Origin of the sequence: Planomonospora corallina, assembly GCF_042650625.1 — a bacterium.
GTDB lineage: Bacteria > Actinomycetota > Actinomycetes > Streptosporangiales > Streptosporangiaceae > Planomonospora_B > Planomonospora_B corallina.
On sequence record NZ_JBHSBM010000040.1, the window covers coordinates 313,298 to 336,875 of the forward strand.

Here is a 23,578-nt window from a genome sequence, read left to right on the forward strand (position 1 = left end):
GGACCGAGAGACCGCACCGGTTCCTGAGATCACCCCCTCACCGGGGCGCTGAGCGCCGCCAGGCGGCGCAGGGAGAACCGGAGCAGGGCCACGGTCGCCGGGCGCAGCAGCGCCCAGCCGAGCCGGCCGGCGGGACCGAACGGCAGGTCCAGCTCCTCCTCCCAGACGATCGTGCTGCCCCCGCCCGCGCGGGGGAGCACACGGAAGGCCCCGGTGCCGCGCACCAGCCGCCCGGTGTGCCGCACCGCGACCGCCGCGGGGGGATCCCACAGGGTGATCTCCATCGTGTCCAGGAAGCCGAGCGGGCCGATACCGGTGAAGGCCGCCAGCCTGCTCCCGGCGCCGCGGCCGTCGCCGGCCGTGACGTGCGCTCGGGTGAGCGCCATCCACTCGTGGTGCCGGGGCCAGTCGGTCAGTACGGCGAAGACCCGCTCGGGGCGGGCCGGCGCGTCCACGGCGACGCTGACGCGGGCCGAGGTCGAGGTCGAGGTCGAGGTCGAGGTCATCCCGGGGTCCTTCCCGCGAAAGCGGTCCCGCACCGCCGCAGGGTCCTTCTCCTCGCGGGCGCCCTCCGCCCCGGCTCTCCCCGGTCGCGGTTGTTTTCGGCCCCGTCGCGTTCCGGAGTCCCGCAGAGAGGCCTGGTAGAGGCCTGGTAGAGGCCCCCGTAGAGGTCCCGGCGTTCCGGTTCCCCGCCGGTCTCCGCCCTCGCGGCCGTCGCCTCGCCTGGGCGCCTCGCCGCCGGTGCGAGGGCGGAGCCGGGGCCCGGCGCGGGCGCCGGGCCGCCTGGTGCGGGCCGTACGGCACGGCGGTCAGTGCGTCGCGGCCGCCGGGACGTCGACGTAGATCTCGCCGAACTCGACGTCCGGGGCGGTGAAGCCCGCGAAGTTCCGGTCGACGGCGGCCCTCTCCGCGCTGCTCGGATAGGGGTTGGTGCAGCCGGTTCCCGCGCTCGAGCCCGACATCAGGTCGGTGCACCGGCCGGTGCGCCGGTCGGGCAGGCCGAGGATGTGGCCGATCTCGTGGGTGGCGATGCGCAGCGGGTCGTAGCCCTGGCCGGTGGCCTGCCGTCCCATCCACACGGTGCCCCGGCCCAGTCCGACGGGCTGGGCGCGGGGCCAGCCGTTGTCGGCCAGGACGACGAAGTCGGCGGGGGTGCCGGGGACGAGCCGGACGTTGCTCACGCTGCTGTTCCAGATCTGCGCCGCACGGTCCACGGCAGAGCGGAACTCGGCGGCCCTGCTCGCGTCGTAGCGGAGGGTGCGGACGGCGGCCTGGGCGGAAGCCGCCTGGCCGGACGCGTCCCGGACGGGGGCGGCCTGGGCGGGGGTGACGGTCGCGACGAACGCGAGCCCCAGGATGAACGCCAGGGCGTAACGGGTGATCCTTGACATCTCTGTCGGGCCTCCTCGGCCGATGGGGGGTGATCAGGCGAGGTGCCGTCACGATATTGGCCGAGGAGTTTGCCGTGAATGTGGCAAATAGTCCCTATCGCAGTGTTATGGAGCACTGCGCGTGGTCGGGCGGTGACAGGGATAACGGTGACGGGGATAGCGGGGGAGGCGCCGGAGGACGGCCGACGGTCGCGGGAGATCCGGGCGCCGAAGGGAGGGCGGGGGACAGGCGGGTGCGGGGTCGCGGGGGGAGCATGGGGGACAGGCGGGTGCGGGGCCGGATGGAGGGTCCCGAGACGGCACGGGACCCCGGCACCCGAGGTGCCGGGGTCCCGTGGACCGCCGGGGCGGCGGAGTCTCCCCGCTCTCCGCCGCGAGGGAGGTCAGGCGCTCTTGCGGCGCTGGGCGCGCAGAATCGCCAGGCGCTCGTTGAGGACCTCCTCCAGGTCCTCGATGGAGCGCCGCTCCAGCAGCATGTCCCAGTGGGTCCGCGGTGGCTTGGACTTCTTCGCCTCCGGTAGCTCACCGTCCACCCGGATCGCGTTCAGACCGCACATGCGGCACTCCCACGTGGCCGGGATCTCGGCCTCGGCCGCCAGCGGGACGTCGAATCGATGGCCCTTCGGGCAGGTGTAGGAAACCTCCTGACGCGGGGCCAGATCGGTGTTGCGGTCGTTCTCGTAGCTGGTCGCCCCGAGCCGGGTACCGCGCAGCGCACGCTCGCCCATGTTTCAATGCCTCCTGAGGGCCCCGTCGTGAGGGGTTGATCTCCCACGGCGTACAACGCTTGATACCGTGTGTGGATTCCCACACGCGGCGTGATCCAATCGCGCTTTTTCGCCCTGGAGCCCCGGGAAGACGGGTCAGAGGCGTTCCGGGACCGGGTTGCCCGCCGCGCGGATGGCCTTGGGCAGGTTGATCGCGGCCAGCCCGGCCAGGCCGATCACGAAGAAGACCAGCAGAGACAGGATGCCCAGCCGGTAGCTGTCGGTCAGCTGGAGCGCCAGGCCCAGGGTGAAGGAGCCGAGGAACGTCGAGCCCTTGTCGCTGATCTCGTACAGGCTGTAGTACTCCGCTTCCTTGCCCCGGGGGATCACGTGGGAGAACAGCGAGCGCGACAGGGCCTGGGTGCCGCCCATCACGATCGCGATGGCGAAGCCGAGCGCGAAGAAGGCCAGGGCCGACCCCTTGGGCAGGAAGTACGCCACGGCGACGACGGCGGTCCAGGCCACCAGGGCGTACATCACGACCCGCTTGGCCCCGTAGGAGACGGCGAACCTGCCCAGCAGCAGCGCGCCGCCGAAGGCCACGAACTGCACCATCAGGATCGCCCCGATCCGGACCGTCTGGCCGAGGCCGAGCTCCTGGTCGGCGTAGGTGGCGGAGAAGGAGATGACCGTCTGCACGCCGTCGTTGTAGATCAGGTAGGTGACCAGGAAGGCCAGCGTGAGCGGGTAGTTGCGCAGGTCCCTGATCGTGCGGCCGAGCTGCCGGAAACTGCCGACCACGGCCTGCCCGGCGTTCTCCGCGCCGCGGGCCAGCGCGTGCCGGTTGCGCAGCCGCAGCATCGGGATGACCGTGAACCCGCCCCACCACAGGCCCGCCGAGGCCAGGGCGATGCGGACCGCGTCGCCCTCGGAGACGCCGAAGGACTCGTGGCCGAGGAAGAGCCCGAGATGGACCGCGAGCAGCAGGCCGCCGCCGAGGTAGCCGAAGCCCCAGCCCCGGGCGGAGACCGTGTCGCGCTCGTCGGCCGTGGCGATCTCGGGCAGGAACGAGTTGTAGACGACGAACGCGGCGGCGAAGCCCACGCTGGCGAGGATGTAGAGCACCCCGCCGAGCAGGTAGCGCCCGTCGGCCAGGAACCAGAAGCAGACCGTCGCGCCCGCGCCGAGGTAGGCGAAGGCCCCCATGATCTCCTTCTTGCGGCCGGTGTGGTCGGCCAGCGCGCCCACCATGGGCATCAGGACGATCTGCAGGACCGCGGCGACGCCCACCACGAACGAGTAGTAGGCGCTGGGCCGCACGTCGAACCAGAGCACGGGGACGTAGCGCGCCCCGGCGGCGGCGGTCTCGGCGATCGTCGTCAGATACGGCCCGAGGAAGACGGTCAGGACCGTGGTGGGGAAGGCCGAGTTGGCCCAGTCGTACCAGTACCAGCCCCGCTGCTCGCGGCGGCGGGTCTGCGGATTCTCCTCGAGGGCCGGTTCGGTGGCCATGGGCGTCCTCGGTTCACTGGGGGGAGGGGGAGGGGAGCCTGCGCCGGGGGACGGCACGGGGGAGGGGAGGTGCGGGGTCAGGCGGCCAGCCGGCCGGGGTGCCACTGGCCGCGGGCCTCGAGCACCCCGCGCAGCCCGGAGATGTTGTCGGTCATGATCCCGTCCGCGCCCAGGTCGAGCAGGCGCTCCATCTCGGCGGGGTTGTTGACCGTCCACACGTGCAGCTGCATGCCGAGGGCGTGCGCCGTACGGACCAGGGCGGGGGTGACGACCCGCAGCCCGCGGAAGCCCACCGGCACCTGCGCGCACGGCACCCCGGCGCGGGCCAGGCGGACGAGCAGCCGGCCGTAGGCGGCGGTACTGGCGGCGGCGCGCAGGGTGGCCACTCCGCGCGGGCCGAGGGAGAAGCACACGTCGCGGCCGAGCGCGGCGCGGGCGCGGGCCAGCCGCTCCTCGGAGAAGGAGGTCAGGCAGATCCGGTCGTAGGCGTCCGTCCGCCGGATCACCTCGGCGAGCGGCGCGATGGCCGTGACCTCCTTGACGTCGATGTTGAAGCGCGCCTGGGGCCAGGAGCCGAGCAGGTCCTCCATGAGCGGGATCTCGTCCACGCCGCCGATCCGCGCCTCGCGCACCACCCGGTACGGCAGGGCGGAGATCCGGCCGCGCCGGTCCGTCACCCGGTCCAGGGTGTGGTCGTGGAAGGCCAGCAGCACCCCGTCGACGGTGGCGTGGGCGTCGGTCTCCAGATAGGTGTAGCCGAGCTCCACGGCGCGGGCGAAGGCGGCGTGGGTGTTCTCCCGGCCCTCCGCGGCTCCGCCCCGGTGGGCGAAGGCGAGCGGCCCGGGATGATCGAGGAACGGGTAATGGCGCTGCACGTGCAGAGTATGCCCGGTATGAGGAGGGCTCGTCATCGACCGCGGATGAACGTTTGGGTCACGGGCGGCAAAACCCGTGACCCGAACGTGTCAGGCTCCCGGCCGGAACACCGCCCGGACGCAGCCGTCCTTCTTGTCCTTGAACAGGCCGTAGCCCGCCGGCGCCTCGTCGAGGGACATCGTGTGCGTGGCCAGGTGCGAGGTCTTCAGTTCGCCCCGGGCCATGCGGTCCAGCAGCATCGGGATGTAGCGCTGCCCGTGCTGCTGCGCGCCCCGTACGGTCAGCCCCTTGTTCATCATCGCGCCGAGCGGGAACTTGTCGACGGTCCCGCCGAAGACGCCGAGGACGAAGACCGACCCGCCCTTCCGGCAGGCGTAGATCGCCTCGCGGACCGCGGAGGGGCGGTCCGTCTGGAGCCGGAGCCGCTGCTTGACCTGGTCGTAGGCGCCCTGAACCCCGGTGTCGTGCGCCTCCATGCCGACGGCCTCGATGCAGACGTCGGGCCCCCGGCCCCCGGTCAGCTCCCGCAGCTCGGCGCCGACGTCGGTGGCGGTGTAGTCGATCGTCTCGGCGCCGATGTGCCGCTCGGCCATCGCCAGCCGCTCGGGCAGGCGGTCGATCACGACGACCCGTTCGGCCCCGAGGAGCATCGACGCGCGCGCGGCCATCTGGCCGACCGCTCCGGCCCCCCACACGGCCACCACGTCACCGGGCCGCACCCCGCCGAGGTCGGCGCCCATCCAGCCGGTGGGCGCGGAGTCGGAGGCGAACAGGGCGCTGGTGTCGTCCACCCCGTCCGGGACGGGGAAGGCGCCGTGGTCGGCGAACGGGACCCGGACGTACTCGGCGTGGCTGCCCTTGAAGCCGCCCATGGCGTGGGAGTAGCCGAAGACGCCGCCGGGCTCGTAGCCGAACAGGGCCTGGCCGATCCCCGGGTTGGTGTTTCCGTTGTCGCACAGCGACCACAGGTCGTTCTCGCAGTACCAGCACCGGCCGCAGGAGATGAACGAGCAGACCACCACGCGATCGCCGATCTTGTGCCTGCGCACGTCCGAGCCGACCGCGACGACCTCGCCGATGAACTCGTGGCCGATCACGTCCCCGGCGCGCATCGCCGGGATGTAGCCGCCGATCAGGTGCAGGTCGGAGCCGCAGGTCGTGGTCAGCCGGACCTTCACGATGACGTCCTGGGCGTTGAGGATCCCGGGGTCGGGGACCTCCTCCACCGACAGCTCGTCGACGCCCTGCCAGCACAGTGCCTTCACAGCCGCCCCTCCCCGCTCGCGCGCCGGACCGCCAGGTCCACGACCTTCCCGGTCAGGGTGGGCCGGTTCGTCGAGGGCTCGTCCGGGCGCAGCACCTCCCCGGTCTCGAGCAGGGACTTGGCCTCGCGCAGGGCCCGGCGCACCTCCTGGCGGGGATCGTCACCGCTCAGCCGGGCCGCCGTACCGCGGACTCCCCGCGGGACCTCCTCCAGCAGCCGCGCGGCGAGCTCGGTGCCGCGGTCGCCGGGGGCCCTGCGAGCCCGCACCTCGATGGTGTCGCCGAGCCGCACGAGGGGTTGCGGCAGCCGTCCCTCCGGCATGACCTCCTCGGGGGAGCGGTTGATCGTCACCTGCAGCCAGCGGTCCGCCTCCCGCCTGTTCCGCCCCGTGTGCCGGGTACGGTGCGCGGAGAGCCGGCGCGCCGCTCGAGTCCCGGCTCCCGCGAGCACCACCACGGCCACGGCCGCGGCCGCGGTCCCAACCGCACGTCTCATGATCCTCACCTCTCAGCGATGGTCCATCGGGGGTGGTCCGTGTTTCCCGCGGGCGGCTACCCGGCAGGGCGGCGTGCAATCCGGGAGAGGGCGGGGAGAGGGGGCGTCCGGACTCATGGACGGCGCACGGCGGTCACCGGATGCCGCGGCCGGTGAACGGTGATCACCACCCGTCACCGGCGGTCGCAGCCGTCAGCGGTCGTCAGCGGCCCGACGGCACCCGTAGGCGGCAGCCGGTGGGCGCCTCGGTGGCCGTCGGCGGCGCCGCGGGTCACGTGTTCGCGTCCGCGCCCTGCCGTGCGGTCGCCAGGACGGCGGCGCGCTCGTCGGGGCTGGTGCCGCCCCAGACCCCGTGCATCTGGTGGGTGCTCAGGGCGTACTCGAGGCACTGGGTGCGGACCGGGCAGCGGCGGCACACGGCCTTGGCCAGCTCATGCTGCATCTGCCCCGGCCCGTGGGGCGAGATCGGGAAGAACAGCTCGGGATCCTCGCTCAGGCAGGCTGCCAGACGGGACCAGTGCGTGATGAATGCGATGTCATTTCGATAAGACACATCAAATCCAATGAATGTGGGATAAATCCGACCGATATCGGCGCAACTGCATCACTCGGATGCCCGTGACTGTCTGGTTCATACGGGTTCGTGAGAGAAAAGGTCGGCAAAATCGCAGTCGAATGACTCACGACCCCCGCAGCAGGGAGATGACGGCCCGCTCCATGCCGCCGTGCGTGGCCGGCTGCCCGAAATCGACGTCGGCGCCGAGCTCGGTGATCGCCCGGTCGATGGTCCGCCCCCTCTCGTAGGCCTCGATGACACGGGGGTCGACATAGGAGGCGCGGGCGACCGCGGGAGTGTTGCCCAGGTATCCGGCGACCTCGGCCATCACCCTGCTGACCGCCCGCCGCCTGCCGTGCCTCGACCGGGCCCGCACGGAGACCGCCAGGCCCACCGCGGCCAGCACGGTCGCGTGCCAGGTCCGGAAGTCCTTGGCGGACACCTCGCACTCGAAGACCTCGCGCAGGTAGGCGTTGATGTCGTCGCTGCGCACGTCCACCCAGCGCGAGCCGTCCCGGTAGCGCAGCAGCTCCCCCTCCTCGCCGGCGCGGTGCAGGGCGGTGACCACCTTGCACACGTCCGCGTCGGCGAGCTCCACCTCGCGCTGCTTGCCGCCCTTGGCCGGATAGGAGCAGCTGACCCGGCCCGCGCTGCAGGTGACGTGCTCCATCCTGAGCGTCGCCAGGCCGTACGACTCGTAGGACTCGCCGCCCACCCGGAAGAACCCGATGTCGAGCATCCGGGCCGCCGCGGCGAGCACCCGCTCGCGCGTGAGCCCCCGCTGCGCCAGGTGCTCGGCGACGCGGTCGCGGAACTTGGGCAGCCGGTCGGCCATCTCCAGCACCCGGTCGAACTTGATCCGGTCCTGCTCGGCACGCCAGACGTCGTGATACCGGTACTGCCGCCGCCCGGCCGAGTCGGTGCCGACCGCCTGGATGTGCCCGTCGGCCGAGCGGCAGATCCACACGTCGGTCCAGGCCGGAGGGAGGGCCAGCGCCCTGATCCGCGCGAGGACGCGGCGGTCGCGCACCGGCCTGCCGTCCGGGTGGTGGTAGCTGAAACCATGGCCCCGGCGCCGGCGCCGGATGCCCGGCTCGGCGGGGTCGCTCTGGCGGAGTTCGGTCATGGGCGCTCCCCTACCCGCCCGGCCGGCCCCTACCGGGAACGGCCCCTACCGGGAACGGGGCCCGCGGGCGGTAGGGCGGGGAACCCGTAAACGGAGGGCAGGGAAAGGGAATGCGCTCTTCGGGAAGGCGTGGCGGAGCGGAGCGGACCGCGGCGGGGAGTTGTTCGATCGTTTCCGGACATGCCGACCAGGACCGGAGGTTCCCATGGGAAAGCTGAACGACGACGCCAAGGAGCTGCTCAGGCGGCCGGTGCACGGCTGGGTGACGACCCTGCGGCCCGACGGCTCCCCGCACAACACGGTGGTGTGGGTCGACGTCGACGGTGACGAGGTCGTCTTCAACACCGCCGTCGGCCGGGCCAAGGAGCGGCACCTGCGCGCCGACCCCCGGGTGTCGGTGAGCGTCCTGGACCCCGGCGACCCCTTCCACCTGGTGAGCGTCTCCGGCGCGGCCCGCCTGGAGCTCGACGGCGCCGACACGGTCATCGACCACCTGGCGAAGAAGTACCTGAACGTGGAGACCTACCCCTACCGCCAGCCGGGCGAGCAGCGCGTCACGGTCCGGGTCTCCCCCGAGCACGTGATCTACAGCCCGGGGAGCTGACCCGGCCGGCGGAGCGCGGGACGCCGGATGCTCCCGGCATCGCGGGCACCCCCTAGCATGTCGCCCTGGAGCATGAGCGGAGGGCCGGGTGTCGAGGGAGCCGAGGGATCTCGGAGAGGGGTTCCACGCCTTCTGGCGGGAGCGCCACCTGTGCACGCTGACCACCCTGCGGGCCGACGGCACGCCGCACGTCGTCCCGGTGGGGGTGACGCTGGACGCGGACGCGGGGATCGCCCGGGTGATCACCTCGGGGACCTCGCGCAAGGTCCGCGACCTGCCGGAGGCCGGGGAGGCGGAGGCGGCCGGGTCCGAGGGGGCTCCGGTCGCGGTCTGCCAGGTGGACGGGCGGCGCTGGTCCACCCTGGAGGGCCGCGCGGTCGTCCGCAGGGACCCCGCGTCGGTCGCGGAGGCCGAGCGCCGCTACGCCGAGCGGTACAAGCCGCCCCGGGAGAACCCGCGCCGCGTCGTGATCGAGATCCGCGTCACCCGGGTGATGGGAAACTTCTGAGTGCCCGGCCGCCGCCTCCCGGACCTGCCGGCCCGGGAGGCGCCTTCAGGCGCGGGTCAGCACTCCCTGCGGCCCTGCCGCCAGTAGCCCATGAACGCCACACACGAGCGGTCGACCCCGGCCTCCTGCACGAGGTGGCGGCGGAGCGTCTTGACCACGGCGGCCTCACCGGCCAGCCAGGCGTAGAAGCCGCAGTCCTCGCCCGGCGCCTGGGGGACCTCCCAGAGGATCTCCGCGTCCACGTCGACGTCCTCCAGCGCGGTCTCCGCGCCTGCGGCGGACGCCGGCGCGGCCAGCTCCCGGGCGGCCTCGTGCACGGCGGGGACCAGCAGGTCGCCGTGGCGGGCGCCCTCGCGGGGCAGCCAGGTGACGCGCACGCCCGCCGGGACGTCCAGCGGCAGCGCGTCGGCCGCGTGCGGCACCTCCAGCAGGACCGTGGCCCGCACCCGGTCGGAGAGGCTCTCGGCGATCGCGCAGATCGCCGGGACCGCGGTCTCGTCGCCGGCGAGCAGCAGCCGGGACGCCCCGGCCGGGGGCGCCCACTCCTTGCCGCCGACCGGGCCGTCGAAGGCGGCGTTGGGGCCGAGCAGCAGGAGCGGGTCGCCGGGGGCGGCGTGGGTGGCCCACCGGGAGGCCGGGCTGGCCTCACCGTGCAGCACGAAGTCCACGTCCACCTCGCGCGCGGCCGGCCGTACGGCGCGCACGGTGTAGGTGCGGATCGGGTTGCGCAGCTCCTCGGGCAGCTCCCGCCAGCGCTGGTACCACGCGGCGTCGTCGCCGAGCGGGGTGAAGGTGCCGTCGGGCAGCGGGAGGAGCACCTTGAGGCGCTGGTCGTGGCCGCAGTCGGCGAAGTCGTCCAGGTCGTCGCCGGTGAAGGTGATCCGGGTGAAACTCGGGCCGAGCCGGCGCGCGCGTGCCACCCGCACCTGGAAGAAACGGTAGGGGAGGACCTCTTCGGCCTGGTCCAGGATCTGCGGGGTGGTCACGGTCATGCCGCCGCCTTCGCTCTCGGAGTGACTGCACGACAAACTTAGCTTTGCCTTACCTAATCATCAACTCCGGCTTCCTGCGGGCCCGTTCCGGGGCGGCCGCGCGGCGCCGTCCACCCCGCCGTCCACCCCGCCGCGCGCCCTGCCGTGCGTCCTGCCGTGCGTTCTGCCGGCGGTGGCGTCCGGCGGTCGCGGGCCGCGGCCGCCACCGGGCGACGGCCACGGTCCAGCCGAGCACGAGCACGGTCAGTGCGACCAGCGGCGCGGGCTCCAGCAGGGTGGGGGACCCGCCCGATCCGTCGGACAGGGTCAGGGCCGCGAGGCCGGAGGCGGTGCCCGGGGCGGGGGAGGGGCGCACCTCGATCGGCCGCCCGGCCTGCGCCTGCTCGCCGGGCACGGAGGCCCGGATGAGGCTCTCCTTGACCTTTCCGGGCAGCCCGTAGCCGACGATCTTCTCGTCCCGGTCGCGCACCTTGCGCCTGAGCCAGACCCGGTCGACGTTGGCCTCGATCGTGTGGATCGTTCCAGGCTCGACGCGCTCGACGATGCCGACGTGGTCGACGCCCTTGATGCCGCCGCCGCCCTTCCAGTCGAAGAAGACCAGGGCGCCCGGCTCGGGCTCGGCGGACCAGGCGCCGTTGGTCTCGAACCAGCGGGCGTGGGAGGGCGTCCAGGCGAACTGCCCGACGTACTGCTCCACCTCGGCCCGCTCGGCGGCCCACGCGATGAACATGTCGCACCAGGGGGCCGTGCGGTACTGGGGGTCCCGCACGACCGAGGTCGAGTACCACTGGCCGAACTTGGTGTGCTGGCCGGGGCGCTCCCGGTAGCCGAGTTCCGCCACCGCGACCTCCAGCAGCTTCTCGCCTATCGGATCCACGCCCGCCCGTCGCTTTCGTCACCGCCCCCGGTGGGGGTCACCGTCCGACAAGGCTGGACTTTATTCCGGTAAAGGCGGACAAGAAGGACGATTGGCTAATCGATGCCGGTTTTGCTGGACGGCGCGACCGGCGGGGCTCCGGCGGCTACCATCACGCCGCGGTGCCCGCCGTCGTGCGGCCTCACCGCTCCCCGCGGTCCGCGGCGCCGTCCCCGTGGCCGGCGGCGCCGTCTCCACCGCCAGGGGCCCACCCGGCGCGCTCGGCACGCTCGACGTGCCCTGCGTGCTCGACGTGCCCTGCGTGCTCGACGTGCCCTGCGTGCTCGACGTGCTCGACGTGCTCGGCGATGAGGCGGGCGAGCAGGTCCGGATGGGTCAGCGGGAGCCAGTGCCGGGCCCGCACCCGGTGCACCCGGGCGTCCGGGACCCACCGCAGGGCCGCCTCGGCGACCGGCGCCGTCACGTAGGCGTCCTCGGTCGCCACCACGATCTGCACCGGCACCTCCGTGCGCCGCTCCAGCGGGCTCCGCGTGCGCGCGGGCAGGTTCGCCCGGTAGAGCTCCAGCCCGGCCACCGCGTCCTCGACGCGGGAGGGGCGGTGCCGCTCGGCCCGGTGGAGCAGCCGGCCCGCCATCCCGGACCGCCAGGCCAGCTCCGGCAGCGCCGGCAGCCGGAAGAACCCGATGTACCACGAGGCCAGCAGCTGCCGGGCGGCCCGGGCCGGGCCCGCCTCGCGCATCCAGCGGCCCACGTGGTCCAGGCACGGCCCGGAGACCGAGGTGAAGGAGGCGAAGCGCCCCGGCTGCGTGCACACCGCCTCCCAGCCCTGGATGGACCCCCAGTCGTGCCCGGCCAGGTGCACCGGTCCGGCGGGCGCGACCGCGTCGGCCACGGCCCGCAGGTCCGCCGCCAGGCGCGCCAGGGAGTACGGCTCCCGCCCGCGCGGCCGGTCCGACGCCCCCGCCCCCCGCACGTCGTAGGTCACCACGTGGTGGCGCCCGACCAGCCGGTCGGCCACCCGCTCCCAGACCCGGTGGTCGTCGGGGTAACCGTGCGCCAGCACGACGGTCGGCCGCGCCGGATCGCCCTGCTCGTAGACGGCCAGGGCGACCCCGTCACCGCTGATCCTGCGCATCGCCGTACTCCCGTCCTCGCGCCGTGCGCCGGTCCGTGTGGGCCGGACGCTCCCGGGTACAGGATCGCCGGACCGCGGAGCACGGTGAGCGGAGGGGTGGACGGGATGGGACGGATCGCGTACGCGTCGGTGGCGGACACCCTGCGGCTGGGGGCGGTGGTCCTGGCGCCGACCGTGCTGCAGGGCGTCATCCTGCGCAGGCCGGGGGTGACGGCCCTGGCCGACGCCCTGGAGCTGGACCGGCGGGCGGTGCTGCTGCTGCGGCGGATGCGCGCCAAGTACGGCGACGGGCCGCTGGTGCTGCGCACGCCGCTGCGGAAGGTGGTGCTCGTCCTGTCGCCGGAGGACGTGCGCCGGGTGCTGGCCGGCACGCCCGAGCCGTTCGCCGCCGGCAACCGCGAGAAACGCAGCGCGCTCGGCCACTTCCAGCCGGACGGCGTGCTGGTCTCGCACGGCCGCCCGCGTGAGGACCGCCGCCGCTTCAACGAGGCCGTGCTGGACACCCACCGGAGCCTGCACCGCTTGACGGACGTCTTCACCGCCGTGCTCCGCCAGGAGACCAGCGGCCTGCCCCGGGAGGGGACGCTGACCTGGGACGTGTTCGCCCCCGTCTGGTGGCGCGCCGTCCGGCGGATCGTGCTGGGCGACACCGCCCGCGACGACGATGAGCTCGTCCGCCTGCTCAACCGGCTGCGCGCCGACGCCAACTGGTCCTACCTGCGGCCCAGGAGGCGGGAGACCTACGAGCGGTTCTCGGCCCGCCTGCGCGCGCACCTCGGCCGCGCCGAGCCCGGCAGCCTCGCCGGGCTGCTCCCGCAGACCCCCGTGACCGAGCGGACCAGGCCCGAGAGCCAGGTGGCGCACTGGCTGTTCGCCTTCGACGCCGCCGGAATCGCGGCCTTCCGCGCGCTGGCACTGCTCACGGCCCACCCCGGGCACGCCGCCCGCGCCCGCGCCGAGATCGCCGGGACGTCCCCGGACGGGCCCCGTGAACTGCCGTTCCTGCGCGCCTGCGTGCTGGAGTCGGTCCGCCTCTGGCCGACCACCCTGGCGATCCTGCGCGACGGCACCCGCGCCACGCACTGGGACGGCGAGGCGATCCCGAGGCAGAACCCCTTCCTGATCCACAGCTCCTTCGTCAACCGCGACGAGGAGGCCGACCCCGCCGCCAACCGGTTCACCCCGCACATCTGGCTGGACGGCACCGCCGACGAGCGCTGGTCGCTCGTCCCCTTCAGCCGGGGCCCGGCGCAGTGCCCGGCGCAGAACCTCGTCCTGACCGTCACCTCGGAGACCCTGGCCGCGCTGCTGCCCGGACGCGACCTCCGTGTCGCCTACCCCCGGGACCTCGAGCCCGGCCGCGACCTGCCGTATTCGCTGGACCACTTCACGCTCCGCTTCGACGTCCACCGGACCGGGGCGGACGAGGAGGCAGGGGCCGGGCGGGCCGGAGCGGTCCACGCGGGACCGTGAGCGGGCGGAAGGACCCCGGCCGAGCGCCGGCGGAGGGATCCGGTCGTGAGCGGGGGGAAGGGCCCGGCCGAGGGCCTGCGGAGGGATCCGGTCGTGGGCGGGCGGAGGAACGGGAGCCGGCGCGGCCGGGCCGCCGCGGGTGGTGGGCCCGGCCGCCGGACACCGCCGGGGCCGCGGTCGCGGCGGTGTTCCTCTGCCTGTCCCTGACCCCCTCGCTGCTGCCCCGCTCGTGGCTGCTGCAGGGGGTCATCTCGGGCGTGCTGACCGCGACGGGATACCTGGCCGGGCTCCTCTCCGGCGCGCTCGTCCGCCGCCTCATCTCCTGGCGCCCGGCCCCTGAGCCGCGGCGCGTCATCCGGCGGGCGACCGCCCTGCTCGGCGCCGTGCTCGCCGCGCTCTACCTCTACCTGGGCAGCCGGTGGCAGCTGGAGATCTACGAGCTGATGGGCATGGAGCGGCCCGAGCGGCTGAGTTACCTCGGCGTGCCGGCGACGGCGGCCGCCGTCTTCGGCGCCCTGCTGCTCCTGGCCCGCGCGCTGGCGGCCGCGGCCCGCTTCCTGGGCGGTCTCCTCGGCCGGTGGATCACCCCGGCGGCCGCCCGTCTCGCCTCGGCGCTCGCCGTCGGGGCGCTCTTCCTCGGGCTGCTGGACGGCGTCGTCGCCGACCGGCTGCTCGCCGGCGCCGACGGCAGCTTCAAGACGCTCAACGGCGAGACCACCCCCGGCACGTCCGCGCCGCGCGGGCCGGAGCTCTCGGGCAGCCCCGCCTCCCTCATCTCCTGGGCCTCCCTGGGCCGGGAGGGGCGCGACTTCGTCGCGGGCGGGCCGGGCGAGGAGGAACTGCGCGCCTTCACCGGCCGCCCCGCACGGCGGCCGATCCGCGTCTACGCGGGCCTGGAGTCGGCGGCCGGCGTGCGCGCCCGGGCCGCGCTCGCCGTACGGGAGCTGGAGCGCACCGGGGCGTTCGGCCGCGAGGTGCTCTGCGTGATCACGACGACCGGGACCGGCTGGGTCGACCCGCGGGCGGCCGACACGCTGGAGTACATGTACGGCGGGGACAGCGCGCTGGTCTCCATGCAGTACTCCTACCTGCCCAGCTGGGTGTCGTTCCTGGCGGACACCGGGCGCGCCCGGGCGGCCGGGCGCGAGTTGTTCAACCAGGTGTACGACCGGTGGAGCCGGCTGCCCGCGACCGGCCGCCCCAAGTTGCTGGTCTTCGGCGAGAGCCTGGGGGCCTTCGGCGCCGAGACGGCCTTCAGCGGGGACGACGACCTGCGCAACCGCACCGACGGGGCCCTGTTCGTCGGGGCGCCGAACAGCAGCGCGCTCTGGCGGGAGTTCACCGACCGCCGCGACCGCGGAACCCCGGAGATCCTGCCCGTCTACCGCCGGGGCGAGACCGTGCGCTTCGCCGACGAGCCGCGGGACCTGGACGCGCCCCCGTCACCGTGGCCCTTCCCGAGGGTCGTCTACCTCCAGCACCCGTCCGACCCGATCGTGTGGTGGACGCCCCGGCTCGTCCTCGACGAACCGGACTGGCTGGACGAGCCGCGCGGCGACGACGTGCTCCCCGGCATGGACTGGTATCCGTTCGTGACGTTCTGGCAGCTCACCGCCGACCTGGCGTTCGCGCTGGAGGTGCCGTCCGGGCACGGACACGACTACGGCGCCGAGGTCGTGGCCGCCTGGGGGCGGATCGCGCCGCCCGCCGGCTGGGACGACTCCCGGACCGCCGCCCTGACCGCCCTCCTGACGGAGCGGCCCCGGTGACGCCCGGCCCGGGTCGGGGCCGTGCCGGTTCCCCCGCGGGGAGCCGGCACGGTCCGGACCCGGACGCTCACCCGGCGGTCCTGCGCCCCGGCCCGCTCCCCGCCTCACTCCCCAGTTCGTTCCCGGCCAGCTCCACCCGGTCGAGGGGCTCGGTCGCCGGGCCCTGCAGGACCGAGCCGTCCACGCCGAACCGCGAGCCGTGGCAGGGACACTCCCAGGTGCGCTCGGCGTCGTTGAAGCCGACGACGCACCCCAGGTGGGTGCAGACCGCCGAGACCGCGTGGAGGCACCCCTCCTCGTCGCGGTAGACGGCGCAGCGCCTGCCGTCCACCTTCAGCACCGCGCCCCGTCCCGGCTCCAGCTCCGCGAGCGCGCCGGCCGGGGCCGTGCCCAGCCGGTCCCCGACGAAGTGGGCCGCGACGGCCGCCTGCATCTTCAGCGCCGGTCCCGCCTCCCGGAGCGGATGGAGCCGCCGGGGGTCGTAGAGCCGGGTCCACGACCGCTGCCGGCCGCGGATCAGGTCGGTCAGCAGCAGGCCCGACAGGGCGCCGTTGCTCATCCCCCAGCCGCCGAAGCCGGTGGCCACGTAGGTGTGGCGGGCGCCGGGATGGAACGGCCCGATGAAGGGCAGGCCGTCGGTGGTGTGATTGTCCTGGGCCGCCCACCGGTAGGCGACCTCGTCCGCGCCGAACCGCTCGGCGGTCCACGCGGCCAGCCGCCCGAACCGCTCCTCCACCCCGCCCGCGCCCGGCTCGAACCGCTCCCCGGTGACGATCAGCAGCCGCCGGCCCCTGCCGTACGGCGCCGTCCGGACCGAGCGGCTGTTCTGCTCGGTCGTGATGAACGCGCCCCGCGGATCGCGGCCGGCCGGGATCACGGCGGCGACGACCAGCTCGCGCTCCGGCTTCATCCGGGCGAACAGCAGGCCGCGGTCGAACACCGGGTAGTGGGTGGCCAGCACGACGTCCCGGGCGGTCACCGTCATCCCGCCCTCGGTCCGCAGGGTGCACGGCTCGCCCTCGTCGAGCGCCACGACGCGGGTGCCCTCGAAGATGCGCGCGCCGCGGGCGGTCATCGCCTCGGCGAGGCCGAGCAGGTAGCGGCGCGGGTGGAACTGCGCCTGGTCCTCCACCCGGACCGCCCCGGCGATGGGGAAGGGCAGCGGGGAGGAGTCCGTGAACGACGCGGCCAGTCCCGCCTCCGCGGCGGCCTCCACCTCCGCGCGGACCTCCTCGACGGCGCCGGCGGACTCCACGTAGGTGAAGGAGGGCACACGCTCCAGGTCGCAGTCGACGCCCAGCTCGGCGGCCGTGGCCGCCACGTGCTCGACCGCCTCCTGCTGGGAGGTGGCGTAGAGCCGGGCGGTCTCCGCGCCGCCGGACTTCGCGAGCTTGGCGTAGATCATGGTGTGCTGGGCGGAGAGCTTGGCGGTGGTGTGCCCGGTCACGCCCGCCGCGATCCGCCCGGCCTCCAGGACCGCGACCGACAGGCCCTCCTTGACCAGTTCCCAGGCCGTGCTCAGCCCGGCCATCCCGCCGCCGACCACGGCGACGTCGACCTCGAGGTCCCGGTCGAGCGCGGGATAGGGCCGGCCCGCGGCCGATTCGATCCAGAAGGGTTCCGTAGTCATGGGCGGGCCCCTGCCCGCAGGAAGGCGTCTCTCACCCCCGGCCGGGTGCGCCGTCCGGCCGGGACGGACCGCGGGGGCGGGTGTGGCGCCTTCCTGATCTGGGGACGGTCACCCCGAGGGCGGTCTCCGCCCGGCACCGGCCTTCGGGGGAGGGGAACATGAGCGTTCAGGCGGGTCCGGAGACGGTCGATCTCATGGATCCGGAGGTGCTGCGCGACCCGTTCGGCGCCTTCGCCCGGATACGGGAGCGGGCCCCGCTGGTGCGCGCGGTCCTGCCCGGAACCGGCGTCCCGGTCCGGCTCGTCACCCGCTACGACGACGTCAGGACGGTGCTGGGCGACGGCCGGTTCGTCAACGACCCGGCGCACGTGCCCGGCACGGACGCGCGCGACCTCCGCCGGGAGATGCTCCGGGCGCGCGGCGTGCCCGAGGAGTACGCGCGGTACGTGCTGGACGGCATCCTCGACGCCGACGGCGACGACCACCTCCGCCTGCGCCGGCTCGTCTCCCGCGCGTTCACCGCACGCCGGGTGGCAGAGCTGAGGCCCCGGGTCGAGCAGATCGCCGAGGACCTGCTCGACGGGATGACCGCGGCGGCCGGGGACGGCGTCGCCGACCTGATGGAGCACTTCGCCTACCCCCTGCCGATCACCGTCATCTGCGAGCTGGTCGGCGTCCCCGGGCCCGACCGGCCGCGCTGGCGCGAGTGGGGCCGGGAGCTGTTCTCGATGCGGGCGGACGGGATGGGCGGGGTGCTGCGCGACATGGTCGGGCACATCGGCGACCTGATCGTACGGCGCCGCGCCGAGCCCGCCGACGACCTGCTCACCGCCCTCATCCGGGCCCACGACGAGGGCGGCGACCGGCTGAGCGACACCGAGCTGGTCACGATGGTGCTGACCCTCGTCATCGCCGGGCACGAGACCACCGCCCACCTGATCGGCAACGGGACCGCCGCCCTGCTCGCCCACCCGGACCAGCTGGCCCTGCTCCGGCGCGAGCCGGAGCTGATGCCCCGCGCCGTCTGCGAGCTGATGCGCTGGTGCGGTCCCGTCCTGATGGCCCGGATGCGCTACGCCGCCGAGGACGTGGAGCTCGCCGGCGTCCCGGTCCGGCGGGGCGAGGCGGTGGTGGCCGTGCTGGCGGCGGCCGACCGCGACCCGCGCGAGTTCGGCGAGCCCGACCGTCTCGACATCACCCGGGAGACGGACGGGCGCAGGGAGCGCCACGTCGGCTTCGGCCACGGCCTGCACTACTGCCTGGGCGCCGCGCTGGCCCGCCAGGAGGGCGAGGTGGCGCTGACCGCGCTGCTGCGCCGCTTCCCGGACCTCGCCCTGGCCGTCGCCCCCGGAGAGCTCGAGCGCGAACGGCAGCAGCTGCCGAGCATGTGGCGGCTGTCCCGGCTGCCCCTGCGACTGACGGGCGCCCGGAAGACGGGGTGACGGCCCGCCGTACGCTCACCCGAACAGCGCGGCGCCGTACTTCGTGACGACCGCCAGGGCCAGGACCAGGAGCCAGATCACCACGACCATGGCGTCGAGGTCGGCGTCGACGAACCGCGCCGCCGCGGCCTGGAACCGCCGCGGCAGGAACAGGTTGCCCTCACGGATGTTCACGTGCGTGAGGGTGGAGAACACCAGCGTCGTGGAGACGGTCACCAGCAGGCACCACGGGCAGAGCGCGCCGATGACGAACATCGCCTGGTAGAACAGCCAGTACGCGAAGATCATGCCGAGCGTGTAGACCACCTGGGCGGCGAGCATGAAGGCGCGCGGGAAACGCACCCCGCACAGGCTCGCGACGGCGATCGTGATCACGACCGGCTCGGCGACCAGGCCGAGGAATGCGTTGGGGAAGCCGAACAGCTGCGCCTGCCAGGAACTGCCGACCGTCCCGCAGCTGATGACGGCGTTGATGTTGCACGCCAGATCGGCGGCGGGGTCGGCCGCGAGCCGTACCGCGTCGATCGAGAGCACGAAGGACGCGGTCAGGCTCAGGCAGGCTGACAGCAGCATGGTCCCGAAGAGCCAGCCGCGCGAGTGGCGGAGCCGGTGCAGGCGGGTGAGGAGCCCGTCCGCCCGCGGAGCCGTCCCAGGGGCCGCCGACGTGCCGTCCGGCGTGTCGCCCGCGGCGCCGTTCACGGTGTGGTCCGCGGCACCGTCCGCAGTGTGGTCCGCGGCGCCGTTCACGGTGCCGTCCAGCGTGCCGTCCGCCGGGACCGCCGGGGCCATCACTGGCCCTTCGCGGCGGTCGCGGCGGCGGTCACGGCCGTGCTCAGCGGGCCGGTGGAGTACAGGTCGCCCTGGAACACCTCACCGTCGACCTTCACCGTAGGCGTGCCCTGGATGCCGGTCTCGAACACGGCGGTCGTCGAGGTGGCGACCCAGGACTCGAAGATCCGGTCGTCGAAGAGGTCCACCACGCCCTGCGGGACCCCGGCCCCGCGGGCCAGTTCGGCGATCTCGGCGTCGGTCAGGCCGTCGGAGCCCTCCTCGGGCTGGTTCGCGAAGAGCGCCGTGTTGAAGGCCATGACCCTGCCCGGAGCCCGGTCGGCCACGGTGGCGACCGCGTTCGCGGCCCGGGTCGAGTACTCCGTGCCGCTCGACATCTTGTCCAGGAACGACATCGGGTACAGCTCCAGCCGTGCCGTGCCCTCGGCGAGCATGCGGTCCAGCTCGGCGCTGTTGGCCTGCTCGAAGCGCCCGCAGAACGGGCACATGTAGTCGAGGTAGACCTCCAGCTTCACCGGGGCGGCCGCGTCGCCGACGGCGAGCGCGCCGCCGGCCGTGGCGATCGCCGGCGCGGCGCCCCCGCCCCGGGCCCGCGTGCCGCCCTGGGAGCCCGCACCGGCGGCGTTGACCAGGGCGACCACGATGGCGATGACGAGACCGACGATGACCAGCCCGCCCGCGGCGGCGACGATGCGGTTCCGCTTCTTCCTGCGGAGCTCGGCGGCGGCCCTGGCGTTGCGTAGTTCGCGGGACCTGACCCGTGCCTGCGTGCTCATGTTCTCGGTTCCCCGTTTCCCGGCGGGCGGAAGAGACCGGGCGTCGCGGTCGCGGCACCCGCGCCCGGACGCGGCCGTGCCGTGCACGCCGCGTACGGGCTCACCTCCCAGAGTGAGGGAGGGCACCCCGTGCCCGCCGGAGGCGAAGGTCCCTCACCGCCGCGACCTCCGTCCCGGATCGGACGGCGCGCCCGGGACCCCTGGGGTCAGGCGCCGAACCCGCCGTCGCCGTGCAGGAGCCGGCCGTTGATCCAGCCCCCCTCGGGGGAGCAGAGGAAGGCGACCAGGTTCGCGCAGTCGTCCGGCGTGCCGAGCCGCCCCAGCGGAGTCGCCCGCACCACCTCCCGCTTGAGCCCGTCGTCCATCCAGCCGGTGTCGACGGGGCCGGGATTGACGACGTTGGCGGTGACGCCGAGGTGGGCGAACTCGCGGGCGGCGGCCAGCGTGATGCGGTCCAGCGCCCCCTTGCTCGCGCCGTACGGCAGGTTGAAGGCGGTGTGGTCGCTGGTCAGGGCGACGATCCGGCCGGCGCCGTGCGGGACCGCGTGGCGCCGGCCGTACTCGCGGACGAGCAGCCAGACGGCGCGGGCGTTGACCGCGAAGTGCCGGTCGAAGCTCTCCACGGTGGTGTCCAGGATCCCGGAGTCGACCGACTCGCAGTGGCACATGACGAGCGCGGTGACCGCCCCCAGCTCCCGCACGACCCGCTCGAAGAGCGGCCCGGCCGCCTCCGGGTCGGCCAGGTCGGCCGGTACGGCCAGCGCCCGCCCGCCGGCCCGCTCCACCTGCCCGCACAGGGCCCGCGCGGACTCGGCGTCCTCGCCCCACGGCATGCGCGCGTCGTAGGGGCTCCAGAAGGTGAACGCGACGTCCCAGCCCGTCCCGGCCAGCCGCCGCACCACGGCCGCGGCGATGCCGGCCCGCCGGCCCGCCCCGGTGACCAGCGCCACGGGGCGCCGGTCCGGCCGGCGCTCGGGGCCCGCCGGGCGCGCCGCCCGCCAGGAGCGGAAGAGCGCGAGCGTCTCGGCCAGCTGCGAGTGCCGCGGCTCCGGCGGGGCGTCCGGCGTGAACCAGCCGAGCTCGTCGAACTTGTGCGGCTCCCCGATCGCCACCTCGGCCGGGTCCACCCTGACCGCGAAGACCACCGCCACCCAGTGGGAGGAGGCGTCCGGCCGGACGACGTTGCGCACGCCGATCTGCTCGAGCTCCAGCACCGCGGCCGAGTACTCCTCGCGGACCTCGCGGGCGACGGCCGCCTCGAACGCCTCGCCGTACTCCAGCGCCCCGGCGCCGCAGTCCCAGGCGCCGGGCTCGTCCCGCGCCCCCGCGGCGCGGCGGGCCAGCAGGATCCGGCCCTCGCCGTCGTGGCAGACGAACACACAGGAGACGGCGGGGCCTCCGGCGGGCGGAACGCTGCTCATCCGACACGGTCCTCTCGTCCCCGGTCCACGGTGCCGCCCTCGCGGGCGTGATCAGTATCGGCCGCCGCGGCGCGGGGACGCGACCCGTTTTCCCGGCGGCCCGTGACCGCGGCCGCCCGCGCCCTCCGGACCCCAGGAGCCGGCCGTGACCGCGGCCGCCGCGCTCTGCGGACCTCAGGGGCCGGCAGGGGGAGGGACGAGCGCGCCGGTGGCGAGGCCGCGGGCGATCGCGGTCATGGCCTCGCCGCCCTCCGCCGCCAGGCGCCGCAGCTCGGCCTCGAAGGCGAAGATCCCGCGGAACGCGGCGCCGTAACGGCGCTGCTCCTCCGGGGCCAGGCGCGGCACCTGGGCCCGGCGGGGGTCGAAGCGGGTCGCGCCGGACTGCGTGCCCCCGGGGGAGGGGGAGGACAGGATCCGCAGGAACCCGGCGAGGAAGAACGGGTCGATCCGGTCGGGGTCGGGCCGGAGCAGGGTGAGGCGCGGGCCGAGGAGCAGGCCGGCCTCCTCGGCCTCCCCGGCCACCCGGGCCGCCAGGAAGCTCCCCCGGGTGGCGACCACCACGTCCCCCGGTTCGATCCTGACGCGCTCGGCGGGGTCCGTGCGCGTCTGCGGCGGCCCGCCCTCGAACACCTGCCGGTCGGTCAGGACGGGGTCGCCCGAGCCGTCGATCTCGAAGCGCCCGGCCTGGTGCAGGGCCAGCGCGCCGGTCCGCTCCAGCTCCGAGAGCGTGACCGTCGGCAGCTGCCGGCCCGTGCCGGGGACGGCCTCGGGGACCAGCGCGGCGAGCCGTTCGAGGTGGCCCGCCAGGCGTTCGCGGAAGGCGAGGTAGCCCTCGGCCGTCACCTGGTCCGCCGTCCCCAGGTGGCGGGCGGGGGTGACGTCGATCTCCTCGTCGATCAGCTCGATGATCGGGACCGTGCGGCTCTCGCCGGGCCGGTCGAGGTCGGCCTCCGGATCCCGGAGGAACTCGTGCCAGAGCCCGGCGACGGCGTCGAAGGTCCCCGGCTCCGCCTCGGCCATCAGCACGCGTGCGGGCGTGCGGCCCTCACCGGAGGGTTTGCGCAGCACCCAGACGTGCACGGGCAGCCCGGTGCCGGTGGCCATCCCCGGGGGGAGGCCGATGACGGCCTGGAGCACTCCGCGCCGGAGCAGGTTGCTGCGGATGCGCCGGCCCGAGCGGCGGCCGGCCGCGATGGCGGGCATCAGCAGCACCGCGACGCCGCCCGGCTCCAGGTGCCACAGGGCGTGCTGCACCCAGGCGAGCTCGGACTCGGTCTTGGGCGGCAGGCCGTACTCCCAGCGCGGGTCGCTCGTCAGCTCGTCGTATCCCCAGTTGCGCTCGTTGAACGGGGGGTGGCACACGACGGTGTCGACCCGCACGTCGGGCCAGGCGCCGGCACGCAGCGAGTCACCCGCCTCGACCGTGCCCTCCGTCCCGGCCAGGGCCAGGCGGGAACGCGCCAGGCGGGCGAGGGCGGGATCGTGCTCCTGACCGTAGGCGCGCTCCGCGCCGGTCACCGAGGCCAGCAGGAGCCCGAGCCCGCAGGCCGGGTCGAGGACCGTCCGCACACCGGGGCCGGCCAGCCGGGCCATGAACTCCGCGACCTCGGCGGGTGTCTCGACCAGGCGCCGGGAGTGCACCTCGGCGTAGCGGTCGAGGAGGAAGCGCACGGCCTCGTCGGTCCCCTGCTCCGCGGCGTACCGCCGGACGAGGTCCAGGACGGGGGACTGGACGAGGCGGGGCCGTCCCTCGCCGCGCAGGAGCTCGGTGACCTCGGCGACGACCTCGCCGAGCCGCAGGTCGTCGGCGGCGGTGCGGATCTGCTGCCAGACGCGCTCGCGCAGCGGCAGCTCCTCGACCTTGCCCTGGGCCAGCAGCCACGCCTCGATGTCCTCCAGGGAGAAGGTCGGGCTGGTGGCGGTGCCTCCCACGGGCTCGGGGAAGTCCTCGTGCCGCCGTCGCCAGTTGCTCACGGCCGCGCGGCCGACCCCCGCCATGCGCGCGATGTCAGCCGCGGTGACGGTCGCCTCGTCCCCTGCCATCGACGGCCTCCGTCGTCTCGTCTCCGGTGAACGCTGTACGGAGGCCAACGTATCCCACTACGTGAAGCTGCGTCGATCCAGGAAATAGGTGTATCGCATTCACATTTACATGACGTGACGTGCGTCGAGGCGAGATGAGGGGCGGCGCCGAAGGTCACGGCGCTCTCCGGCGGCGGTCGTCCGCCGCGGTGC

22 protein-coding genes are annotated in these 23,578 nt (G+C 74.4%); 5 read left to right on the top strand and 17 right to left on the bottom strand.

Annotated features, from left to right (window positions below; translation table 11 throughout):
• Window positions 1-29: 29 nt before the first annotated feature.
• From ACFOWE_RS28225 to ACFOWE_RS28265, 9 genes are all read right to left on the bottom strand, one after another.
• Window positions 30-506 carry an SRPBCC family protein gene (locus ACFOWE_RS28225; protein WP_377293092.1) on the bottom strand — a complete coding sequence of 159 codons (477 nt, stop codon included), beginning with the start codon at window positions 504-506 and terminating at the stop codon, window positions 30-32.
• Window positions 507-809: 303 nt separating this feature from the next.
• Complete coding sequence (locus ACFOWE_RS28230) at window positions 810-1,391, bottom strand: snapalysin family zinc-dependent metalloprotease (RefSeq protein WP_377293094.1); 582 nt, start codon at window positions 1,389-1,391, stop codon at window positions 810-812.
• Between the two features lie 383 nt (window positions 1,392-1,774).
• Window positions 1,775-2,119, bottom strand: a complete 345-nt coding sequence (locus ACFOWE_RS28235; RefSeq protein WP_377293096.1) for an RNA polymerase-binding protein RbpA — start codon at window positions 2,117-2,119, stop codon at window positions 1,775-1,777.
• A 135-nt stretch (window positions 2,120-2,254) separates the two neighbouring features.
• Entirely contained in the window at window positions 2,255-3,610 is a 1,356-nt protein-coding gene (locus ACFOWE_RS28240) for an MFS transporter (protein ID WP_377293098.1), read from the bottom strand.
• A 77-nt stretch (window positions 3,611-3,687) separates the two neighbouring features.
• Complete coding sequence (locus ACFOWE_RS28245; protein ID WP_377293100.1) at window positions 3,688-4,485, bottom strand: glycerophosphodiester phosphodiesterase; 798 nt, start codon at window positions 4,483-4,485, stop codon at window positions 3,688-3,690.
• Between the two features lie 90 nt (window positions 4,486-4,575).
• Window positions 4,576-5,751 carry a zinc-dependent alcohol dehydrogenase gene (locus ACFOWE_RS28250; RefSeq protein WP_377293102.1) on the bottom strand — a complete coding sequence of 392 codons (1,176 nt, stop codon included), beginning with the start codon at window positions 5,749-5,751 and terminating at the stop codon, window positions 4,576-4,578.
• Window positions 5,748-6,245, bottom strand: a complete 498-nt coding sequence (locus tag ACFOWE_RS28255) for a hypothetical protein (RefSeq protein WP_377293104.1) — start codon at window positions 6,243-6,245, stop codon at window positions 5,748-5,750. The genes ACFOWE_RS28250 and ACFOWE_RS28255 overlap by 4 nt, the downstream gene beginning before the upstream one ends.
• 271 nt (window positions 6,246-6,516) lie before the next feature.
• Entirely contained in the window at window positions 6,517-6,798 is a 282-nt protein-coding gene (locus ACFOWE_RS28260; RefSeq protein WP_377293106.1) for a WhiB family transcriptional regulator, read from the bottom strand.
• A 127-nt stretch (window positions 6,799-6,925) separates the two neighbouring features.
• Complete coding sequence (locus ACFOWE_RS28265) at window positions 6,926-7,927, bottom strand: DNA topoisomerase IB (RefSeq protein ID WP_377293108.1); 1,002 nt, start codon at window positions 7,925-7,927, stop codon at window positions 6,926-6,928.
• A gap of 205 nt (window positions 7,928-8,132) precedes the next feature.
• Between ACFOWE_RS28265 and ACFOWE_RS28270 the strand changes: the two genes are divergently transcribed.
• Window positions 8,133-8,531, top strand: coding sequence for a PPOX class F420-dependent oxidoreductase (locus tag ACFOWE_RS28270; RefSeq protein ID WP_377293110.1), 399 nt, complete (start codon window positions 8,133-8,135; stop codon window positions 8,529-8,531).
• An 88-nt stretch (window positions 8,532-8,619) separates the two neighbouring features.
• Entirely contained in the window at window positions 8,620-9,039 is a 420-nt protein-coding gene (locus tag ACFOWE_RS28275; RefSeq protein ID WP_377293112.1) for a pyridoxamine 5'-phosphate oxidase family protein, read from the top strand.
• A gap of 56 nt (window positions 9,040-9,095) precedes the next feature.
• On the opposite strand, the gene ACFOWE_RS28280 is transcribed toward ACFOWE_RS28275, so the two are convergent.
• The 3 genes from ACFOWE_RS28280 to ACFOWE_RS28290 form a co-directional block, all read right to left on the bottom strand.
• Window positions 9,096-10,031: a siderophore-interacting protein gene (locus ACFOWE_RS28280; protein WP_377293113.1), complete on the bottom strand. Its 936-nt coding sequence runs from the start codon at window positions 10,029-10,031 to the stop codon at window positions 9,096-9,098.
• A gap of 49 nt (window positions 10,032-10,080) precedes the next feature.
• The gene (locus ACFOWE_RS28285; RefSeq protein WP_377293114.1) at window positions 10,081-10,908 is read right to left on the bottom strand and encodes a CHAP domain-containing protein; all 828 of its coding nucleotides are present in this window, start codon (window positions 10,906-10,908) and stop codon (window positions 10,081-10,083) included.
• Between the two features lie 181 nt (window positions 10,909-11,089).
• On the bottom strand, window positions 11,090-12,043 hold the full coding sequence (locus ACFOWE_RS28290) for an alpha/beta fold hydrolase (RefSeq protein WP_377293115.1): 954 nt from the start codon (window positions 12,041-12,043) through the stop codon (window positions 11,090-11,092).
• A 105-nt stretch (window positions 12,044-12,148) separates the two neighbouring features.
• Here ACFOWE_RS28290 and ACFOWE_RS28295 point away from each other — a divergent pair, with 105 nt between their 5' ends.
• Entirely contained in the window at window positions 12,149-13,516 is a 1,368-nt protein-coding gene (locus tag ACFOWE_RS28295; RefSeq protein WP_377293117.1) for a cytochrome P450, read from the top strand.
• A 185-nt stretch (window positions 13,517-13,701) separates the two neighbouring features.
• A complete protein-coding gene (locus ACFOWE_RS28300) occupies window positions 13,702-15,285 on the top strand; it encodes an alpha/beta hydrolase (RefSeq protein WP_377293119.1) in 1,584 nt (527 codons plus the stop codon).
• 67 nt (window positions 15,286-15,352) lie between these two features.
• On the opposite strand, the gene ACFOWE_RS28305 is transcribed toward ACFOWE_RS28300, so the two are convergent.
• A complete protein-coding gene (locus tag ACFOWE_RS28305) occupies window positions 15,353-16,915 on the bottom strand; it encodes an FAD-dependent oxidoreductase (RefSeq protein WP_377293121.1) in 1,563 nt (520 codons plus the stop codon).
• A 158-nt stretch (window positions 16,916-17,073) separates the two neighbouring features.
• On the opposite strand from ACFOWE_RS28305, the gene ACFOWE_RS28310 reads away from it, so the two are divergent.
• Window positions 17,074-18,357: a cytochrome P450 family protein gene (locus tag ACFOWE_RS28310; RefSeq protein WP_377293123.1), complete on the top strand. Its 1,284-nt coding sequence runs from the start codon at window positions 17,074-17,076 to the stop codon at window positions 18,355-18,357.
• A gap of 15 nt (window positions 18,358-18,372) precedes the next feature.
• Here ACFOWE_RS28310 and ACFOWE_RS28315 read toward each other — a convergent pair whose 3' ends face one another.
• The 4 genes from ACFOWE_RS28315 to ACFOWE_RS28330 all read right to left on the bottom strand — a co-directional run bounded on the left by ACFOWE_RS28315 (window position 18,373) and on the right by ACFOWE_RS28330 (window position 23,386).
• Window positions 18,373-19,146 carry a vitamin K epoxide reductase family protein gene (locus ACFOWE_RS28315; protein ID WP_377293125.1) on the bottom strand — a complete coding sequence of 258 codons (774 nt, stop codon included), beginning with the start codon at window positions 19,144-19,146 and terminating at the stop codon, window positions 18,373-18,375.
• Window positions 19,146-19,922 carry a DsbA family protein gene (locus tag ACFOWE_RS28320; RefSeq protein ID WP_377293127.1) on the bottom strand — a complete coding sequence of 259 codons (777 nt, stop codon included), beginning with the start codon at window positions 19,920-19,922 and terminating at the stop codon, window positions 19,146-19,148. Before ACFOWE_RS28320 ends, ACFOWE_RS28315 begins: the two co-directional genes overlap by 1 nt.
• Before the next feature lie 206 nt (window positions 19,923-20,128).
• Window positions 20,129-21,343: an SDR family oxidoreductase gene (locus tag ACFOWE_RS28325; protein WP_377293129.1), complete on the bottom strand. Its 1,215-nt coding sequence runs from the start codon at window positions 21,341-21,343 to the stop codon at window positions 20,129-20,131.
• Window positions 21,344-21,517: 174 nt separating this feature from the next.
• On the bottom strand, window positions 21,518-23,386 hold the full coding sequence (locus tag ACFOWE_RS28330) for an N-6 DNA methylase (RefSeq protein ID WP_377293131.1): 1,869 nt from the start codon (window positions 23,384-23,386) through the stop codon (window positions 21,518-21,520).
• Window positions 23,387-23,578 lie beyond the last annotated feature (192 nt).